General features: G+C 68.4%; 17 protein-coding genes and 1 tRNA gene. 15 read left to right on the top strand and 3 right to left on the bottom strand.

Annotated elements, in window-relative coordinates; genetic code table 11:
* Nucleotides 1-12 precede the first annotated feature (12 nt).
* Nucleotides 13-1122, top strand: coding sequence for a PQQ-dependent sugar dehydrogenase (locus tag ACMAUO_RS16535; RefSeq protein ID WP_420358022.1), 1110 nt, complete (start codon nucleotides 13-15; stop codon nucleotides 1120-1122).
* A gap of 70 nt (nucleotides 1123-1192) precedes the next feature.
* Here ACMAUO_RS16535 and ACMAUO_RS16530 read toward each other — a convergent pair.
* The 3 genes from ACMAUO_RS16530 to ACMAUO_RS16520 form a co-directional block, all read right to left on the bottom strand.
* Nucleotides 1193-1269 (bottom strand) — tRNA-Asp (locus ACMAUO_RS16530).
* Nucleotides 1270-1411: 142 nt separating this feature from the next.
* The gene (gene ahpD / locus ACMAUO_RS16525) at nucleotides 1412-1954 is read right to left on the bottom strand and encodes an alkylhydroperoxidase, AhpD family (RefSeq protein ID WP_420358021.1); all 543 of its coding nucleotides are present in this window, start codon (nucleotides 1952-1954) and stop codon (nucleotides 1412-1414) included.
* Between the two features lie 229 nt (nucleotides 1955-2183).
* Nucleotides 2184-2726 (bottom strand): peroxiredoxin, encoded by a 543-nt coding sequence (locus ACMAUO_RS16520; protein WP_420358020.1) that lies wholly within the window; start codon nucleotides 2724-2726, stop codon nucleotides 2184-2186.
* 132 nt (nucleotides 2727-2858) lie between these two features.
* Here ACMAUO_RS16520 and ACMAUO_RS16515 point away from each other — a divergent pair, with 132 nt between their 5' ends.
* From ACMAUO_RS16515 to mutL, 14 genes are all read left to right on the top strand, one after another.
* On the top strand, nucleotides 2859-3791 hold the full coding sequence (locus ACMAUO_RS16515) for a hydrogen peroxide-inducible genes activator (RefSeq protein WP_420358019.1): 933 nt from the start codon (nucleotides 2859-2861) through the stop codon (nucleotides 3789-3791).
* Between the two features lie 106 nt (nucleotides 3792-3897).
* On the top strand, nucleotides 3898-4023 hold the full coding sequence (ykgO, locus tag ACMAUO_RS16510; RefSeq protein ID WP_012223099.1) for a type B 50S ribosomal protein L36: 126 nt from the start codon (nucleotides 3898-3900) through the stop codon (nucleotides 4021-4023).
* A 33-nt stretch (nucleotides 4024-4056) separates the two neighbouring features.
* On the top strand, nucleotides 4057-4737 hold the full coding sequence (locus ACMAUO_RS16505) for a tetratricopeptide repeat protein (protein WP_420358018.1): 681 nt from the start codon (nucleotides 4057-4059) through the stop codon (nucleotides 4735-4737).
* Nucleotides 4738-4846: 109 nt separating this feature from the next.
* The gene (locus ACMAUO_RS16500; RefSeq protein ID WP_420358017.1) at nucleotides 4847-5518 is read left to right on the top strand and encodes a regulatory protein RecX; all 672 of its coding nucleotides are present in this window, start codon (nucleotides 4847-4849) and stop codon (nucleotides 5516-5518) included.
* Entirely contained in the window at nucleotides 5515-6006 is a 492-nt protein-coding gene (locus tag ACMAUO_RS16495) for a CHAP domain-containing protein (protein WP_420358016.1), read from the top strand. The genes ACMAUO_RS16500 and ACMAUO_RS16495 overlap by 4 nt, the downstream gene beginning before the upstream one ends.
* Before the next feature lie 143 nt (nucleotides 6007-6149).
* A complete protein-coding gene (locus ACMAUO_RS16490) occupies nucleotides 6150-6416 on the top strand; it encodes a twin-arginine translocase TatA/TatE family subunit (protein ID WP_420358015.1) in 267 nt (88 codons plus the stop codon).
* Between the two features lie 39 nt (nucleotides 6417-6455).
* Entirely contained in the window at nucleotides 6456-7082 is a 627-nt protein-coding gene (locus tag ACMAUO_RS16485) for a methylthioribulose 1-phosphate dehydratase (protein WP_420358014.1), read from the top strand.
* Entirely contained in the window at nucleotides 7079-7618 is a 540-nt protein-coding gene (locus ACMAUO_RS16480; RefSeq protein ID WP_420358013.1) for a 1,2-dihydroxy-3-keto-5-methylthiopentene dioxygenase, read from the top strand. Before ACMAUO_RS16485 ends, ACMAUO_RS16480 begins: the two co-directional genes overlap by 4 nt.
* Before the next feature lie 7 nt (nucleotides 7619-7625).
* Nucleotides 7626-8351: an acireductone synthase gene (gene mtnC, locus ACMAUO_RS16475; protein ID WP_420358012.1), complete on the top strand. Its 726-nt coding sequence runs from the start codon at nucleotides 7626-7628 to the stop codon at nucleotides 8349-8351.
* Nucleotides 8348-9295, top strand: a complete 948-nt coding sequence (locus ACMAUO_RS16470; protein WP_420358011.1) for a bifunctional riboflavin kinase/FAD synthetase — start codon at nucleotides 8348-8350, stop codon at nucleotides 9293-9295. Before mtnC ends, ACMAUO_RS16470 begins: the two co-directional genes overlap by 4 nt.
* 165 nt (nucleotides 9296-9460) lie before the next feature.
* On the top strand, nucleotides 9461-12358 hold the full coding sequence (gene ileS, locus ACMAUO_RS16465; RefSeq protein ID WP_420358010.1) for an isoleucine--tRNA ligase: 2898 nt from the start codon (nucleotides 9461-9463) through the stop codon (nucleotides 12356-12358).
* A complete protein-coding gene (gene lspA / locus ACMAUO_RS16460; protein WP_420358009.1) occupies nucleotides 12355-12891 on the top strand; it encodes a signal peptidase II in 537 nt (178 codons plus the stop codon). Before ileS ends, lspA begins: the two co-directional genes overlap by 4 nt.
* A gap of 10 nt (nucleotides 12892-12901) precedes the next feature.
* Nucleotides 12902-13429, top strand: a complete 528-nt coding sequence (locus ACMAUO_RS16455) for a DUF3035 domain-containing protein (RefSeq protein ID WP_420358008.1) — start codon at nucleotides 12902-12904, stop codon at nucleotides 13427-13429.
* Nucleotides 13430-13569: 140 nt separating this feature from the next.
* Nucleotides 13570-15456 carry a DNA mismatch repair endonuclease MutL gene (gene mutL, locus ACMAUO_RS16450; protein ID WP_420358007.1) on the top strand — a complete coding sequence of 629 codons (1887 nt, stop codon included), beginning with the start codon at nucleotides 13570-13572 and terminating at the stop codon, nucleotides 15454-15456.
* Nucleotides 15457-15489 lie beyond the last annotated feature (33 nt).

Raw genomic sequence — 15489 nt, 5'->3', positions numbered from 1 at the left:
AGGAGAAGCGTGATGACGCGATACGGACTGATCGCCTGCCTGGGGGCCGTGCTGGCGCTGGTGGCGCCAGCCGTCGGGCATGCCGCGCCGCCGGTCGAGCGGCTGCGCCTGCCGGCGGGGTTTCATGTCTCGGTCTATACCGACCAGGTTCCTTCGGCGCGGGAAATGGCGGTGGGGGCGCGGGGCACGCTGTTTGTCGGCTCGATGACCGGGGGCGTGGTCTATGCGGTGACGGGCGGGCCTGAACGGGCGGCGCGGGTTCGGATCGTGGCGCGCGGGCTGACCATGCCGGTGGGCGTCGCGTTCCGGAGTGGTGACCTGTATATTTCCGACGTGCGCGACATCGTGGTGCTGCGTGGGATCGAGGACCATCTGGACGACCCGCCGAAGCCCGAGGTCGCGGTGACGGACCTGCCGTGGCGGATGGGCGACCATGGCTGGAAGTTCATCGCCTTCGGGCCGGACGGCAAGCTGTATGTGCCGGTGGGCGCACCGTGCAATATCTGCGATGTGGGCCATCATTTCGGCAAGATGATGCGGATGAACCCGGATGGGTCCGGCCGCGAGGATATTGCCTGGGGCCTGCGCAACAGCGTGGGGTTCGACTGGCAGCCGGGCACGGGGGCGCTATGGTTTACCGATAACGGGCGCGATCTGCTGGGGGACGATATTCCCAGCGACGAGCTGAACCGGCTGGACCGTCCCGGCCAGTCCTTTGGTTATCCCGTGTGCCATCAGGGCGATATTCTGGACCCGGTTTTCGGGCGCGGGCAGAATTGCCGTGACTTCACCCCGCCGGTGCTGAAGCTGGGGGCGCATGTCGCGGCGCTGGGGATGCGATTCTACAATGGCGGCATGTTTCCCGAATCCTATCGGGGGGCGGCGCTGATCGCGGAACATGGGTCGTGGAACCGCAGCCGGCTGGCGGGCTATCGGGTCATGGCGGTGCGTTTTGGCCCCAGTGGCGGGGTGGCGTCCTATACGCCGCTGCTGGACGGGTTCCAGGCCGATGAGACGCCCTGGGGGCGCCCGGCGGACGTGCAGCCCCTGGCGGACGGCAGCGTGCTGGTGAGCGATGATCTGGCCGGGGCGATCTATCGCGTGACCTACAGCGCCCCGTAGGGCGCGGCTTGCCTGCCGGCGTCGGGAGACCGGCACCGAAGGGCAGGCTGATGATGATTTTGGGAAAGGGTGGCGCGAGTGACGGGGCTCGAACCCGCGACCTCCGGCGTGACAGGCCGGCGCTCTAACCAACTGAGCTACACCCGCATCGGCTTGGGGTTTGCGCCCCACGTCCGTGTGTGGAGGGCGAATTAACAAAGCCCGGCGATTCTGGCAACAGGCCACACGGAAAAAAATGACGGTCGGCGAAAAACCGGCCCGGCGCGGTGGGGCGCCGGGCCGGGAAAAGTCAGTTCGCGCCGGGTTCGCCCAGGGCCTTGGTGCCATCGAGCGTGACGGCGACTCCGTGGACCGTGGCGGCGATGCGGACGGCCGTCTGGACCTGTTCGGCGGACAGGCCGCCCTCGCGCACCACCCGCTCGTGGCTTTCGACGCACATGCCGCAGCCATTGATGGCCGAGACGGCGAGCGACCAGAGTTCGAAATCCAGCTTCTCGACGCCGGGGCGGCCGATGACGTTCATCCGCAGCCGTGCGGGCATCTTGGCGTAGTCGCCTTCGACCATATGCACGAAGCGGTAATAGATGTTGTTCATGCCCATGATCGCGGCGGCGGCCTTGGCGGCTTCCAGGGCTTCGGGCGAGAGGACCGATTTGTATTCGGCCACGATGGCGCGCGTGACATCCTCGTTGCGCGCGGCGAGGGCGGAGGCCACGAAGGTTCCGGCCAGCTGCTGCGGCGTCAGGGTGATGTCGTTGGCCAGGGAGCCGAGATTGAGCTTCAGATCCTTCGCGTAATCGGGAAGGCGGTCCTTGAGCGATTCGATCGACATGGCGGCGTGACCTGCTGGGCGGAGGCATGCGGCCGGCCGGGCGGACGGTCGCGGGAGGGCTCCGGCGGATGGAAAGACATGGGGGACGGGCGGTTCCCGTCATCGTCATCGGGGCGTCGCCGGGTAGCGACCGGGCCCCGTCGCGGGCCGGGCCCGCGCGCCGCCCGTCCGGGACCCGGACGGGCGGCGTGGTTCGGCCTGGTGGCCGGACCGTCCTGACCGGGAGGGATCAGGGCTTCAGGAAGGCTTCGCCCTGCTTCCAGTTGCACGGGCACAGCTCGTCGCTCTGCAGCGCGTCCAGGATACGCAGGATTTCCTGCGGGTTGCGGCCGACCGACAGGTCGTTGACGCTGACGTGGCGGATGACGCCTTCCGGGTCGACCAGGAAGGTCGCGCGGTAGGCGACGCCGGCCGTCGGCGACAGGACACCCAGGGCGGACGACAGCTCGCGCTTGATGTCGGCCAGCATCGGGATCTGAAGGCCCTTGAGGTCTTCGTGATGCAGGCGCCAGTTCAGGTGCACGAACTCGCTGTCGATCGAGACGCCGTAGACCACGGTGTCACGGTCCTTGAACTCGCCGGCCAGCTTGCCGAAGGCGACGATTTCGGTCGGGCAGACGAAGGTGAAGTCCTTCGGCCAGAAGAAGACCAGCTTCCACTTGCCTGCATCGGTCTTGTCCGAAATCTGCACGAAGTCGCCCTTCAGGCCTTCCGGGCCGCCGGGGACGGACGTGAGATCGAATTCCGGAAATTTATCGCCGACTGTCAGCATCGGTTTTGCTCCCTTGCATTAGGTGGTCGTGACCGTGGCCGCAGCAGGCGGTCACGGCATGGGTTGTATCTATGGCTCCGAAGGCGATATCATGCCAATGAATAATTTATATCGGGATGATCGAACCAGTCGATGACGCCGCTGCCTTCCGCCCAGCAACTGCGCTACCTGATCACGCTGGCGGAGATGCGGCATTTCGGCCGTGCCGCCCAGGCCTGCGCGGTGACGCAATCGACGCTCTCGGCCGGCATCCTGGCGCTGGAACGGCAGTTGGACATTCAACTTCTGGACCGCAATGTGGGCAAGCGCGTGGTCTTTACCCCCATCGGCGACGAAGTGGCGGCGCGGGCGCGATTCGCGCTGGAGGCGTTGCAGGCTGTGCAGGACGTGGCCGATGCCTCGCGCGCGCCGATGACGGGGCTGCTGCGGCTGGGAGTGATTCCGACCATCGGGCCCTTCGTGCTGCCGGGGCTGGTGGCGCGGCTGCGCCGGCATTTTCCGCAGATCCGCCTGTCGGTGAACGAGGACCTGACCGGCAATGTGCTGGACAAGCTGGCCCTGGGCCGGCTGGACCTGGTGCTGCTGGCCATGCCTTGCCCATGCGAGGGGGCGGAGATGCTGCCCTTGTGGCGGGATGAATTCATGCTGGTGCTGCCGGCCAATCATCCGCTGACGGCACTGGAGTCGATTCCGGTGGAGCGCATTGCCGGCGAGCGGATGGTGCTGCTGGAAGACGGCCATTGCCTGCGCGACCAGACCCTGGCGCTATGCCGGCAGGACCGGGGATGGACCAGCACCGAGGGCGAGGAGGAATTCGTCGTGACCTCGCTCTATACGCTGGTCGAGATGGTGGCGGATGGGCTGGGGATCGCGCTGCTGCCGCAACTGGCGGTGGAGTCGGGCATCCTGCGCGACCATCCGGTGGCGGTGCGGCCGGTGACGGGGTGCCAGGCGTGGCGGACCATCGGGCTGGGCTGGCGTGCGCGCTCGCCGCGCGCGGGGGATTTCCGCCTGCTGGCCCCGCATGTTCGCCCGCCGGTGCTCGATGCCTCGGTCGGGGGCTGAAAATGCCGCCCGGAGGCCGAAAACGGGGGTGGATGGTTGACTCGGGGGCGCTCGACCGGTATTCGGCCCGTCTTCGCGGTTTACCGCCGCCAGTGAGGGTCGGGTCATGAAGATCAGAAACAGCCTGAAGTCGGCCAAGGTTCGTGACAAGGACTGCCGTGTGGTCCGTCGTCATGGCAAGGTCTATGTCATCAACAAGAAGAACCCCCGCATGAAGGCCCGTCAGGGCTGAATGTTGCGGGCGGCCTTGGCCGTTCCGTTCTTTTTGGGTGACGCGAAAACCCGCGCCCGCTCCCGGATTTCGGGTGGCTGGCGCGGGTTTTCGCGCGTACGTGCGCTGACGGCGGCATGGCTGTGGCTGGGCTGCGCCGTGCCCGCGTGGGCCGATGCGCCTGCCGGGCGTGCCGTCCCGGTGCCCGCCCCTTCCGCCGGGGCGGGGCAGGCGACCCATCCCGACCCGGCTGCGACTCCGGACCTGTCTGTTCTGACGGCCCAACTGGCGCGTGCGTCTTCGCGGGCGGCGGCGGCGGATCTGGAAGCGCGGCTGGAACAGGCGCGGCGGCATGCGCTCTCTCCCACCACGCGCCTGCTGCAACGCGGTGCCATGGCCCATCTGGCTGAAGACAAGGCGCTGAGCGCGGTCGAGGATCTGGACGATGCGCTGGTGCTGCAACCGGATGTTCCGATCCTGTGGCGCGACCGGGCGCAGGCGCGGCTGGCGGCGCGTGACCTGACCGGGGCGATTGCCGACCTGGGCGTGGCGCTCCAGCGCGATGGGCAGGATGCGGTGGCGTGGCGGCTGCTGTCGGCGATCGAGGAGCAGCGCGGTGACTGGCAGGCGGCCGAGCGGGCCTGGCAGCGGGTGATGGCGCTGGACCCGATGGTGGAAGGCGGCCGCGCCAGGGGCGAGCAGTTGCACCTGAAGGCATTCGGCCGTCCGACCTGAGGCTCTGGCGGGTTGTGTCGCCGATCCATGTTGGCCGCGTGGGTGTGGGATGCCCCATTGTGCGACGTAACTGTCGTGATTCCCGACATTTTATGGCATGCTGGCGTGCATGAGTGATCAGGCCGCACGTGGAACGACAACGGGCGGGCGCCGGGCGGCCGGGCCGGTGCCGGACCGCGCATTGCTGCGTGCGACCGCGCTGGCGCATCTGGCCCGTTTCGGTACCACCCGTGCCGGCTTGACGCAGGTGCTGGAGCGCCGCGTGCAGCGCTGGGCCCGGCGGGCCGTCGAGGGCGGCGAACTGTCGGAAGACGTGGAAACCCGGACCGCACCGCTGGGTGCGGTGATCGAACAGGTGGTGGCCGATATGGTCGCGCTGGGCGCGGTGGATGACGCGGCCTTTGCCGGGTCGCGCGCCCGCTCGCTGACGCGCTCCGGCCGGTCGCGCCGGGCGGTGCAGGCGCATCTGGCCGCGCGGGGGGTCGAGGCGGAAACGGTTGGTGCCGTGCTGGATGAAACGCTGGGCGAGTGCGGGCAGGATGGGCAGAACGTGGAACTGGCGGCAGCCCTGATCTTTGCGCGTCGGCGTCGTGCCGGGCCATTTGCTCCCATTCAGGAGGGGGGCGAGGACGATCGTCCGGGTGAGGAAGGGGCGGTGCGCCGCCGGAAGGTGCTGGATGCCATGGCACGGGCCGGTTTCGGCCGCGCGACGGCCGAGGCGGCGCTGGATATGGACCCCGAGGAAGCCGAGGACCGGATCATCCGGATGAAATCGGCGTGACGGTCGGGAGGAAGATCGTGCGCGGGCTGGTGCTGTGCGGCCTGTTGCCGCTGGCGGCGTGCGGCGGTGGAAGCGGCCATGGCTGGAACGGGCCCGTGCAGTGCGCGCCTTATGCCCGTTCGGTGACCGGGCTGCGGTTGAGCGGTGCCGCCGCCGGCTGGTGGCGGCAGTCGGAAGGGGCGTATGCGCACACGCGGGTGCCCGCGCCGGGCGAGGTGCTGGTGTTCCGCTCCACCCACCGGCTGCCGGACGGGCATGTGTCGGTCGTGCGGCAGGTGCGCGGGTCGCGCGCGATCCTGGTCGATCAGGCGAACTGGGTGCCGGGGCGCATCGATCATGGCATTCCGGTGGTCGATGTCTCGCGGGCCAATGACTGGTCTGCGGTGCGGGTGTGGTGGCAGCCGGTTCACAGCCTGGGTAAAAGCGTCTATCCCACATATGGGTTCATCTCGCGCGACCTGCCGGATCGTCCGTCGCCGGACGCTTGACCGGGTGCGGGACCGGGCGCTTGCATGGCGGGCTTCCCGGTTCCATGTCATATCGAGATTCATGTGATGTCGGGATTGTCCGGGCGGATCGGTGTCGGTCCGGAAGCCGACGGCGCCACGGCGCGGAAACGAGGGTGTGTGTTATGGGTAGCTTGAGCATCTGGCACTGGCTGATCGTTCTGGCCGTCGTGCTGGTTCTGTTTGGCGGCGGCGGCAAGATCAGCACGCTGATGGGCGATGTCGCGCGCGGCGTGAAATCGTTCAAGAAGAACATGGCCGACGACGAGAGCATGGAAAACAGCAATACGGGGCCGGGGGGCCACATTGCGCCGCCGGGGCCGGCGGCTGGTGGGCAGCGCGATGCCAGCTTCTCGGCATCCGGCCGTCCGTCCGGTTCCTCGACCCCCTGAGCCTGCGGCCGGGCGAACGATTCAGGATCATTTTCCGATATGGACCAGATGACGACGACCGATCTGTGGGCGGGCGCGGTGCAGGATGTCATCGCCGCCGGCCGGCGGATGGACCGGTTCGGCTGGGTGCCGGCCACGGCCGGCAATATCAGCCGCCGCCTGCCGGACGGGCGGATCGCGATCACGCGGTCGGGCGGGCACAAGGGCTGCCTGACGCAGGATGGCGTGATCGAGGTCGGGATGGATGGCAGGGCCGTGCATCCGGGCGACCGGCCCAGCGCCGAGACCCTGCTGCATTGCCAGCTTTACGCGCATGACCCGGCCATCGGGGCGGTGCTGCATGGCCATTCCGTCGCCTCGACCGTGCTGTCGATGGCGACGACCGATGGCGCCCTGACCCTGGCGGACTACGAGGTCCAGAAGGTGTTCGAGGGGCAGACCACCCACGACGCCAGCGTGCGCGTGCCGGTGTTCGACAATGACCAGGACATTGCCCGGCTGTGCACCGTCGTGGCGCCCGACCTGGGGCGGATGAAGGCGGGCTACATCATTCGCGGCCATGGCGTTTATGTGTGGGGCACCACCATGGACGTGGCGCTGGCGCGGCTGGAGGGGCTGGAATTCCTGCTGGCCTGCGAGTTGGAAAAGAGGAAGCTCCGCCGATGAGTCGCCTCACCGTCTATCGCGATGACGAGCCGGGCCGCATCGTGCTGCGCACCGAGAGCGCGCCGGAAATTGCCGAGACCCTGCGGGGGATTGGCGTGCGGTTCGAACGCTGGGACAGCCCGGTGGTGCCGCCGGCCGATGCGTCGCCTGACGCCGTGCTGGACGCCTATCGTCCCTATCTGGACGAACTGATGGGCGAGACCGGGGCGGGATCGGCCGATGTGGTGCGGATTACGACCCAGACGCCGAACCTGGCCGAACTGCGCGCGAAATTCCTTTCGGAACATATCCATAGCGAGGATGAAGTCCGGTTCTTCGTCCATGGCTGGGGCAATTTCGTGCTGCATGTCGGTGGCAGCGTCTATGACGTGCATTGCGTCGCGGGCGACCTGATCTCGGTACCCGCGGGCATTCCGCACTGGTTCGATGCCGGGATGGAGCCCGATGTGGTGGCGTTGCGGGTCTTTACCGACAAGACCGGCTGGATCGCCCAATATACGGGTGACGATATCGCCCTGCGCTTTCCAGCAGCCTGAGGAGCGGATGACGGTGGCCGAAGCGGCGACGCACGCGGACGGGGGACTCGACTCCGTTCTGCTGGATATCGAAGGCACGACGATTCCGGTCGCCTTCGTGCATCAGGTTCTCTTTCCCTATGCCCGCAAGGCGCTGCCTGATCTGCTGGCGACGCGCGGTGACGAGCCGGCCGTGCGGGATGCCGTGGCCGACATCGCCCGGCTGGCGCCCGGTGTGGCGCCGCTGGTGCAGTTGAATGCCTGGATGGACCGGGACGAGAAGATCGGGCCGCTGAAGGCGTTGCAGGGACTGGCATGGGCGGAAGGCTACCGCACCGGCGCCTTGCAGGCGGCGCTGTATCCCGACGTGCTGCCGGCTTTGCGGCGCTGGCATGAAGGCGGGCTGCGGCTGGCGGTCTATTCCTCGGGCTCCGAGGCGGCGCAGCGGCTGATCTATGGCCATACGACCGAGGGCGACGTGCGCGGCCTCTTCGACGGATTTTACGATCTGCGGATCGGCGGCAAGCGCGAGGCGGACAGTTATCGCGCCATTCTCGCCGAGGCCGGCTGGGTGGCGGGGCGCACGCTGTTTCTCTCCGATATCGTGGCCGAACTGGATGCGGCGGCGGCGGCAGGGCTGCGGACCTGCCAGCTTGCCCGGCCGGAGGACGGCACCCGCCCCGGCGAGGGGCATCCGGTGGCCGCCACGCTGGACGAGGTGGCGCGGCTGTTCGCCCTGCCTGGCGCGCCATGAGGGCGCATCTGCATACCGGCTGGCGGCATATCCCCGACGAGGCGCGGGGCATGGCGGCGGCGCTGGGCAATTTCGACGGCGTGCATCTGGGCCATGCTCATCTGCTGCATACGCTGCATACCGCGCGGCCCGATCTGGGGTCGGCGGTGGTGACGTTCGAACCCCACCCGAGGGAAGTGTTCCGCCCGCAGGACCCGCCCTTTCGCCTGACCCTGGCCGAGGAGCGGCTGGCTGCCCTCTCGGCGCTGGGTGTTCGGCATGTCTTTCAGATTCCTTTCGATGCCGCCTTTAGTGCCATGACCGCCGAGCGGTTCGTGACCGATGTGCTGCATGAGGGGTTCGGTCTGCGTCACCTGGCCTGCGGCACCGATTTCGCCTTCGGCCATCGCCGGGGCGGCAATGCCGCGTTCCTGGCCGAGCGGGCCGAGGAACTGGGGATCGGGATGACCACGGTGCCGGCATTGGCCGATGCGGGGGGGCCCTATTCCTCGACGCGCATTCGCCGGCTGTTGCAGGATGGCTATCCCGAGCGCGCGGCCGAGGAACTGGGGCGGCCCTGGGCGATCCGGGGTGTGGTGCAGCATGGCGACAAGCGCGGCCGCCTGCTGGGCTTTCCCACGGCCAACGTGCCGCTGGGCCGGCATCTGGAGCCGGCGCGCGGCGTCTATGCCGTGACGGTACGGCTGCCGAATGGGCAGGCCTGGCCGGGGGTGGCCAATATCGGCCGTCGCCCGACCATCAATGACGGGCAGGAAAGCCGGCTAGAAGTCCACCTGCTGGATTTCGAGGGGGATCTGTACGGCCAGACGCTCTCGGTCGCGCTGCATACGCTGCTGCGTGACGAGCGGCGCTTCGACGGGCTTGAGGCGCTGAAGGCGCAGATCGCCGAGGATGCGGCGACGGCACGGGCCTATCTGGACCGGCTGGCGCGGACGGGCGCCTGAGTGGAAATGCGCGCTGGCGGCGATCCGGCGCGCGTTTCCCGTGCTTCCTCTCATGCTTGACCATCAGGGGCGTGGCTCCGCATAAGGTTGGGTCCGCGTGGGGAGGGGAATAATTCTCCCGTCACATCGTTGTTCATTGTCGCCAGCAGCCAGAAATTCAGGGTCATGACCGAGTCGAAGTCACAGGATCTCTATCGGGATACGGTATTCCTGCCGAAAACCAGCTTCCCCATGCGGGGCAGCCTGCCGAAGCGGGAGCCGGAGATTCTGGCGCACTGGGCGGCGAGCGGCCTGGATGGGCAGTTGCGCGCGCAGGCCGAAGGGCGGCCGTCCTTCATGCTGCATGACGGCCCGCCTTACGCGAACGGCAACCTGCATATCGGCCACGCGCTGAACAAGATCCTGAAGGATGTGGTCAACCGCGCCCATCGGATGGCCGGTTTCGCGGTGCATTACCGCCCGGGCTGGGACTGTCATGGCCTGCCGATCGAATGGAAGATCGAAGAGGAATACCGCAAGTCCGGGCGCGACAAGGATTCGGTGCCGGTTCTGCAGTTCCGCGCCGAATGCCGGGCCTATGCCGCGAAATGGGTCGGGATCCAGGCCGACGAGTTCCGCCGCCTGGGTGTGCAGGCCGAGTGGGACGAGCGCTATGCCACGATGGATTTTTCCTCGGAGGCCACGATCGCCGAGGAGATCGGCCGCTTCCTGCTGAACGGGCTGCTCTATCGTGGCCTGCGGCCGGTGATGTGGAGCCCGGTGGAGAAGACGGCGCTCGCCGAGGCCGAAATCGAATATCGCGACCATGAATCGACCACGATCCATGTCGCATTCCCGTTCATCCATGACCCCACGCCGACCGGGGCGCTCCAGGATGTCTCGGCCGTGATCTGGACGACCACGCCCTGGACCATCCCCGGCAACCGCGCCATCGCCTTCGGGCCCGAGATCACCTACGCCGTGCTGCGTGTCGATGGGGTGACCGACAATGCGCTGCTGGAGCCGGGCGCCCGCCTGCTGGTGGCCGAGGCGCTGATCGCGCCGTTCTGCGCCGCCGCCGGGATCACCGAGCATTACGTGCTCTACACCATGCCGGGCGAGGCGCTGACGGGGGCGATCTGCGCCCATCCGCTGCGCGGACAGGGCTATGATTTCGACGTGCCGCTGCTGGGCGGCGATTTCGTGACCACCGAGGCGGGCACCGGCCTGGTCCATATGGCGCCGGCCCATGGCGAGGACGATTTCGCGCTGTCGGTGGCGAACGGGATCGAGGTGCCGGAACTGGTGCTGGATGACGGGCGCTATGCCGACTGGGTACCGCTGTTCGCCGGCGGGCATGTCTTCAAGGCGGCGGACCCGGTCTGCGCGGCCCTGACCCAGGCGATGGAGCGGGCCAATGATGCCGGCGAGGCGCCGGCCGGGCTGGTTGCGCGGTCGACGCTGGTGCATTCCTATCCGCATTCCTGGCGGTCGCGCGCGCCGGTGATCTATCGCGCCACGCCGCAATGGTTCATCCGCATGGATGGCGAGGGCCAGTTGCGCGCCCGCGCCCTGCGCGCGCTGGAAGACGTGACGTTCGTGCCCGCCCAGGCGCGCAACCGCCTGACCTCGATGGTTGCCGGGCGCCCGGACTGGTGTATCAGCCGCCAGCGGGCGTGGGGTGTGCCGATCGCGGTGTTTGTCGAGAAGCGGAGCGGCGAGGTGCTGCGCGATCCGGCGGTGATGCAGCGTATCGTGGAGGCGTTCCGCGCCGAGGGCGCGGATGTGTGGTACAGCGCGCCGGCCAGCCGGTTCCTGGGCAACGAACGCAATCCCGACGATTACGAGCAGGTGTTCGACATCGTCGATGTATGGTTCGAGAGCGGATCGACCCATGCCTTCGTGCTGGGGCGTGACGGCATGCCGTTCCCGGCCGACCTGTATCTGGAAGGCTCGGACCAGCATCGGGGCTGGTTCCAGTCCTCGCTGCTGGAAAGCGTGGGTACGCGCGGGATCGCGCCCTATCGGGCGCTGGTGACCAACGGCTTCGTGCTGGACGAGCAGGGCCGCAAGATGTCGAAGTCGCTGGGCAATGTCGTGGCGCCGCAGGACGTGAACGACTCGCTGGGCGCGGACATTCTGCGCCTGTGGGTGATGAACTCCGACACCAACGAAGACCTGCGGATCGGCAACGAGATCCTGAAGCAGCAGGGCGAACTCTATCGCCGGCTGCGCAACACGCTGCGCTGGCTGCTGGGTGCGCTCGATGGCTTCACCGATGCCGAGCGCGTGCCCTACGAGCAGATGCCCGAACTGGAACAGTGGGTGCTGCACCGGCTGACCGAACTGGGCGCGCAGATCGACCGGGCGGTCAAGACGCATGAATGGGTCGGCGTCTATGCCGCCGTGCACGGGTTCTGCGCCACCGACCTGTCGGCCTTCTATTTCGACGTGCGCAAGGATGCGATCTATTGCGACGGTGCGGACAATCCGCGTCGCCGGGCCGCCCGCACGGTGCTGGACCATCTGCATCGCTGCCTGTGCGCGTGGCTGGCGCCGGTGCTGGTCTTTACCGCCGAGGAAGCGTGGACGGCGCGTTTCGGCGAGGCCGAGAGCGTGCATCTGCAATCCTTCCCCGCGCTGCCCGAGGAATGGATCCGTCCGGACCTGGCCGATCGCTGGGCGACGCTGCGCGGCGTGCGTCGGGTGGTGACGACCGAGATCGAGGCGGCCCGGCGCGGCGGCATCGTGGGATCGTCGCTTCAGGCGGCGCTGGAGCTGAAACTCTCGGAGGAAGAGGCCGGACGCTTCGCCGATGTCGATTGGTGCGAACTGGCGATCGTGTCGCAGGCGTCGATCACGGTGGAGCCGGGGGCGGCGTCGATCTTCCTGGCTGGCGGAGCCGAGGGCGAGGAGCGCGACGGTGGGGCCGTGGGGGCCCATGGCGCGCCGGTCATCTCGGCGGCGTCGGGGCATAAATGTGCCCGCTGCTGGAAGGTGCTGGACGAGGTGGGGAGCCAGGCCGCCCATCCTGAATTGTGCCTGCGTTGCGTCGCGGTCGTCGATGCGCGGGCCGGCGCATGAGTGAGGCCGTGCTGGGCACCGGGGTTTCCCGGCCGGCCTTGCGCTGCCGCGCCATCGGTGCCGCGCTGTTCCTGCTGGTGCTGCTGCTGGATCAGGGCAGCAAATACTGGATTCTGTATGGGCTGGACCTGCCAAACCGGGTTTCGGTTCCCGTGCTGCCGTTTTTCAGCCTGACCATGGTGTGGAACCACGCCATCACGTTCGGCATGCTGGGCGGCATGGCCGGAATGGGGCGGATCGTCTTCACCGTCGTGGCGCTGGCGGTGGTGCTGGTGCTGACGATCTGGCTGGCGCGGACCACCCGCCCGTGGGTGGCCGCGGGGCTCGGCGCGGTCATGGGCGGTGCGATCGGCAACGTGATCGACCGCCTGCATTACGGCGCGGTGGTCGATTTCGTGCATCTGCATGCCTATGGGCACAGTTTCTACGTGTTCAACCTGGCGGACGCCGCGATTGATTGCGGCGTTGCCATTTTACTGTTCGACAGCCTGACCGAGCGGCGTGGCCTTGCCGGAACCGGGCAGGAGCGGTAGAAAGCGAAGCATGGCGCCCCTATTCCCTCGTCTGGTTCCGTTCGCACTTCTGCTGTCGGGCGGAGTCCTTCTTGCCGGTTGCTCCGGCTCGGACCTCAATCGGGCCTTCGGCCTGGAACGCGATTCGCCGGATGAATATACGGTGACGACGCGCGCCCCGCTGTCGATGCCGCCGACCCAGGAACTGGCGGTGCCGCACAGCGATTCGTCGCGGCCGCAGGACGAGAGCCCGAGATTGCAGGCGCTGGAGACCCTGTCGCCCAACGTCGCGCTCCAGGGCGCCGATGGCACGCCGAGCGCCGGCCAGGCGGCGCTGGTGAACGAGGCCGACGCGGCCTCGGACAGTTCGGACAAGGGCGAGCTTGGTCCGGCGGGGCAGGGCTTCATCAACCAGTTGATGTTCTGGAACGGCGGGGGAGCCGGCGGCGAGGTGGACGGCGAGGCCGAGAACCGCCGTCTGCGCCAGAATTCGGCGCTGGGCAACAGCCCGACCCAGGGCGCCACGCCGACCGTCAAGAGCAAGGCCCCCAGCAAGTAGAACCAGGGATGGCCTGGCCGGGTTTCCGGCCGGCATGGAGAGGGGACCGGCCTTGGCTGGTCCTTTTTCATTTGGCCCACGCGTTTCCTTCCACCGAAAAGGATTTCGCCCCCTCGGGGCGGATGGTCTAGCCTGCGCCCATGAGTGATTCGTCCAGCCTGCCCGCCCGACCGGTGATCCGGCGTTTGTCGGAACAGGTGGTCAACCGCATTGCGGCGGGCGAAGTCATCGAACGCCCCGCCGCCGCATTGAAGGAACTGGTCGAGAACGCAATCGATTCCGGGGCTCGGCGGATCGCGATCGTGCTGGAGCAGGGCGGGATCAACCGGATTGAAGTGGTCGATGACGGGTGCGGCATGACGCCCGACGACCTGATGCTGGCGGTCGAGCGGCATTGTACCTCGAAACTGCGCGACGAGACGCTGGTGCGGATCGAGACACTGGGGTTCCGGGGCGAGGCGCTGCCGTCGATCGGGGCGGCGGCGCGGCTTTCGGTGACCTCGCGCCCGCATGGGGCCGACAGCGCGTGGCGGGTGACGGTGGAAGGCGGGCTGGTGGGCACGCCCGCGCCCTGCGCCGGCACGGCCGGGACCCGCGTGGTGGTGGAGGACATGTTCTTCGCCACGCCCGCCCGGCGCAAGTTCCTCAAGAGCCCCCGGGTTGAGGCCGGGCATGCCGACATTACGGTGCGCCGGCTGGCGCTGTCGGTGCCGCATGTCGCCTTTCGCCTGCAACTGGACGACCGGGTGGTGTTCGACCTGCCGTGCCAGGACATGGCGGACCGGGTTGCTGCCATTCTGGAGACCGAAGGCGCGGACGGCATGCTGCCGGTCGAGGGTGTGAAGGGCGATCTGGTGCTGAGCGGATTTGCCTGCGGCCCGTCGGTGCATCGGGCGACGGCGGCGGGGCAGATCCTGCTGGTCAATGGCCGGCCGGTGGTCGATCCGGTGCTGCGTACGGCCGTGCGCGTGGGCTACCGGCATGTGATCGAGCACGGGCGGCATGCGGTGGTGGCGCTGTCGCTGACCATTCCGCCGGACATGGTCGATGTGAATGTCCACCCGGCCAAGACCGAGCTGCGCTTTGCCGATCCGGCGGCGGTGCGCGGGCTGGTGATCGGCGCGCTGGGCCGGGCGCTGGGCGGCGGGGCCGGCGTGGCCGGGGTGCGGCCGGGGCTGTTGCAGTCGCGCACGACGGCGCCGGCGCGGATCTGGTATCCGCCCTCCGATCCCGCGCCCGCGCGCCCGGCGGCATCGGTTTTCGCGGCGCCGGGTCCGGCGGCGTTTTCCGGCGGGCGACTCGATCTGGGCGACCGGCCGGCCGCGCGCGTTCTGGACCCCGTGTTGCCGGTTGCGCCGCCGGAAGCGGGAGAAGGTGCCGGTTCGGGGGCGCTGGCAGAGGATCGTGCGGTTCTGGCCGATCCGGCGGATTATCCGCTGGGGGCCGCGGTGGCGCAGGTGATGGGCACCTACGTGATTGCGGTGTCGGGCGACGGGGCGCTGGTGCTGGTGGACCAGCATGCCGCGCATGAGCGCCTGACGCATGAGCGGCTGCGGGCCCAGTACCTGGATGGCACGCTGCGCGCCCAGCGCCTGCTGCTGCCCGAAGTGGTGACGCTGCCGCGCGGCGGGGCGGAGGCGGTGCTGGCCCGTGCCGGAACGCTGTCGGCCCTGGGAGTGGAGATCGAACCGTTCGGGGGTGATGCGGTGCTGGTGCGGGCGTTGCCGGCGCTGCTGGGGACCGACGATCCGGCCGGGCTGCTGCGCGACATGGCCGAGGAAATGGCCGAGGACGATCTGGCCGACGCGGACGAGGTGCAGGCGCTGGATGGACGGCTGGATGCCATCCTGGCCCGCATGGCCTGCCATGGCAGTGTCCGGGCCGGGCGCAGCCTGACGCGGGCGGAGATGGATGCGCTGCTGCGCGACATGGAACGGACGCCGCGCGCCGGCACCTGTTCCCACGGGCGCCCGACCTGGGTGAAACTGAGTCGCGCGGACCTGGAAACGCTGTTCGGCCGGCGATAACCGGTGGAAAACGCGGGGCTGCTTCAACGTCAG

Origin of the sequence: Gluconacetobacter brunescens (genome assembly GCF_048695475.1) — a bacterium.
GTDB lineage: Bacteria > Pseudomonadota > Alphaproteobacteria > Acetobacterales > Acetobacteraceae > Gluconacetobacter.
Note: the sequence above shows the minus strand (reverse complement) of the source record. Positions and strands in the feature narration are given on the sequence as shown.

Bases quoted from the DNA above. Each gene is read 5' to 3' on its own strand.
- ACMAUO_RS16500 (WP_420358017.1), top strand. From the start codon at position 4,847: ATGAGTGATCAGGCCGCACGTGGAACGACAACGGGCGGGCGCCGGGCG.
- ahpD (WP_420358021.1), bottom strand. From the start codon at position 1,954: ATGTCGATCGAATCGCTCAAGGACCGCCTTCCCGATTACGCGAAGGAT.
- lspA (WP_420358009.1), top strand. From the start codon at position 12,355: ATGAGTGAGGCCGTGCTGGGCACCGGGGTTTCCCGGCCGGCCTTGCGC.
- ACMAUO_RS16535 (WP_420358022.1), top strand. From the start codon at position 13: ATGACGCGATACGGACTGATCGCCTGCCTGGGGGCCGTGCTGGCGCTG.
- mutL (WP_420358007.1), top strand. From the start codon at position 13,570: ATGAGTGATTCGTCCAGCCTGCCCGCCCGACCGGTGATCCGGCGTTTG.
- ACMAUO_RS16470 (WP_420358011.1), top strand. From the start codon at position 8,348: ATGAGGGCGCATCTGCATACCGGCTGGCGGCATATCCCCGACGAGGCG.
- ACMAUO_RS16485 (WP_420358014.1), top strand. From the start codon at position 6,456: ATGGACCAGATGACGACGACCGATCTGTGGGCGGGCGCGGTGCAGGAT.
- ACMAUO_RS16520 (WP_420358020.1), bottom strand. From the start codon at position 2,726: ATGCTGACAGTCGGCGATAAATTTCCGGAATTCGATCTCACGTCCGTC.
- ACMAUO_RS16455 (WP_420358008.1), top strand. From the start codon at position 12,902: ATGGCGCCCCTATTCCCTCGTCTGGTTCCGTTCGCACTTCTGCTGTCG.
- ykgO (WP_012223099.1), top strand. From the start codon at position 3,898: ATGAAGATCAGAAACAGCCTGAAGTCGGCCAAGGTTCGTGACAAGGAC.
- ACMAUO_RS16515 (WP_420358019.1), top strand. From the start codon at position 2,859: ATGACGCCGCTGCCTTCCGCCCAGCAACTGCGCTACCTGATCACGCTG.
- ACMAUO_RS16490 (WP_420358015.1), top strand. From the start codon at position 6,150: ATGGGTAGCTTGAGCATCTGGCACTGGCTGATCGTTCTGGCCGTCGTG.
- ACMAUO_RS16480 (WP_420358013.1), top strand. From the start codon at position 7,079: ATGAGTCGCCTCACCGTCTATCGCGATGACGAGCCGGGCCGCATCGTG.
- mtnC (WP_420358012.1), top strand. From the start codon at position 7,626: ATGACGGTGGCCGAAGCGGCGACGCACGCGGACGGGGGACTCGACTCC.
- ileS (WP_420358010.1), top strand. From the start codon at position 9,461: ATGACCGAGTCGAAGTCACAGGATCTCTATCGGGATACGGTATTCCTG.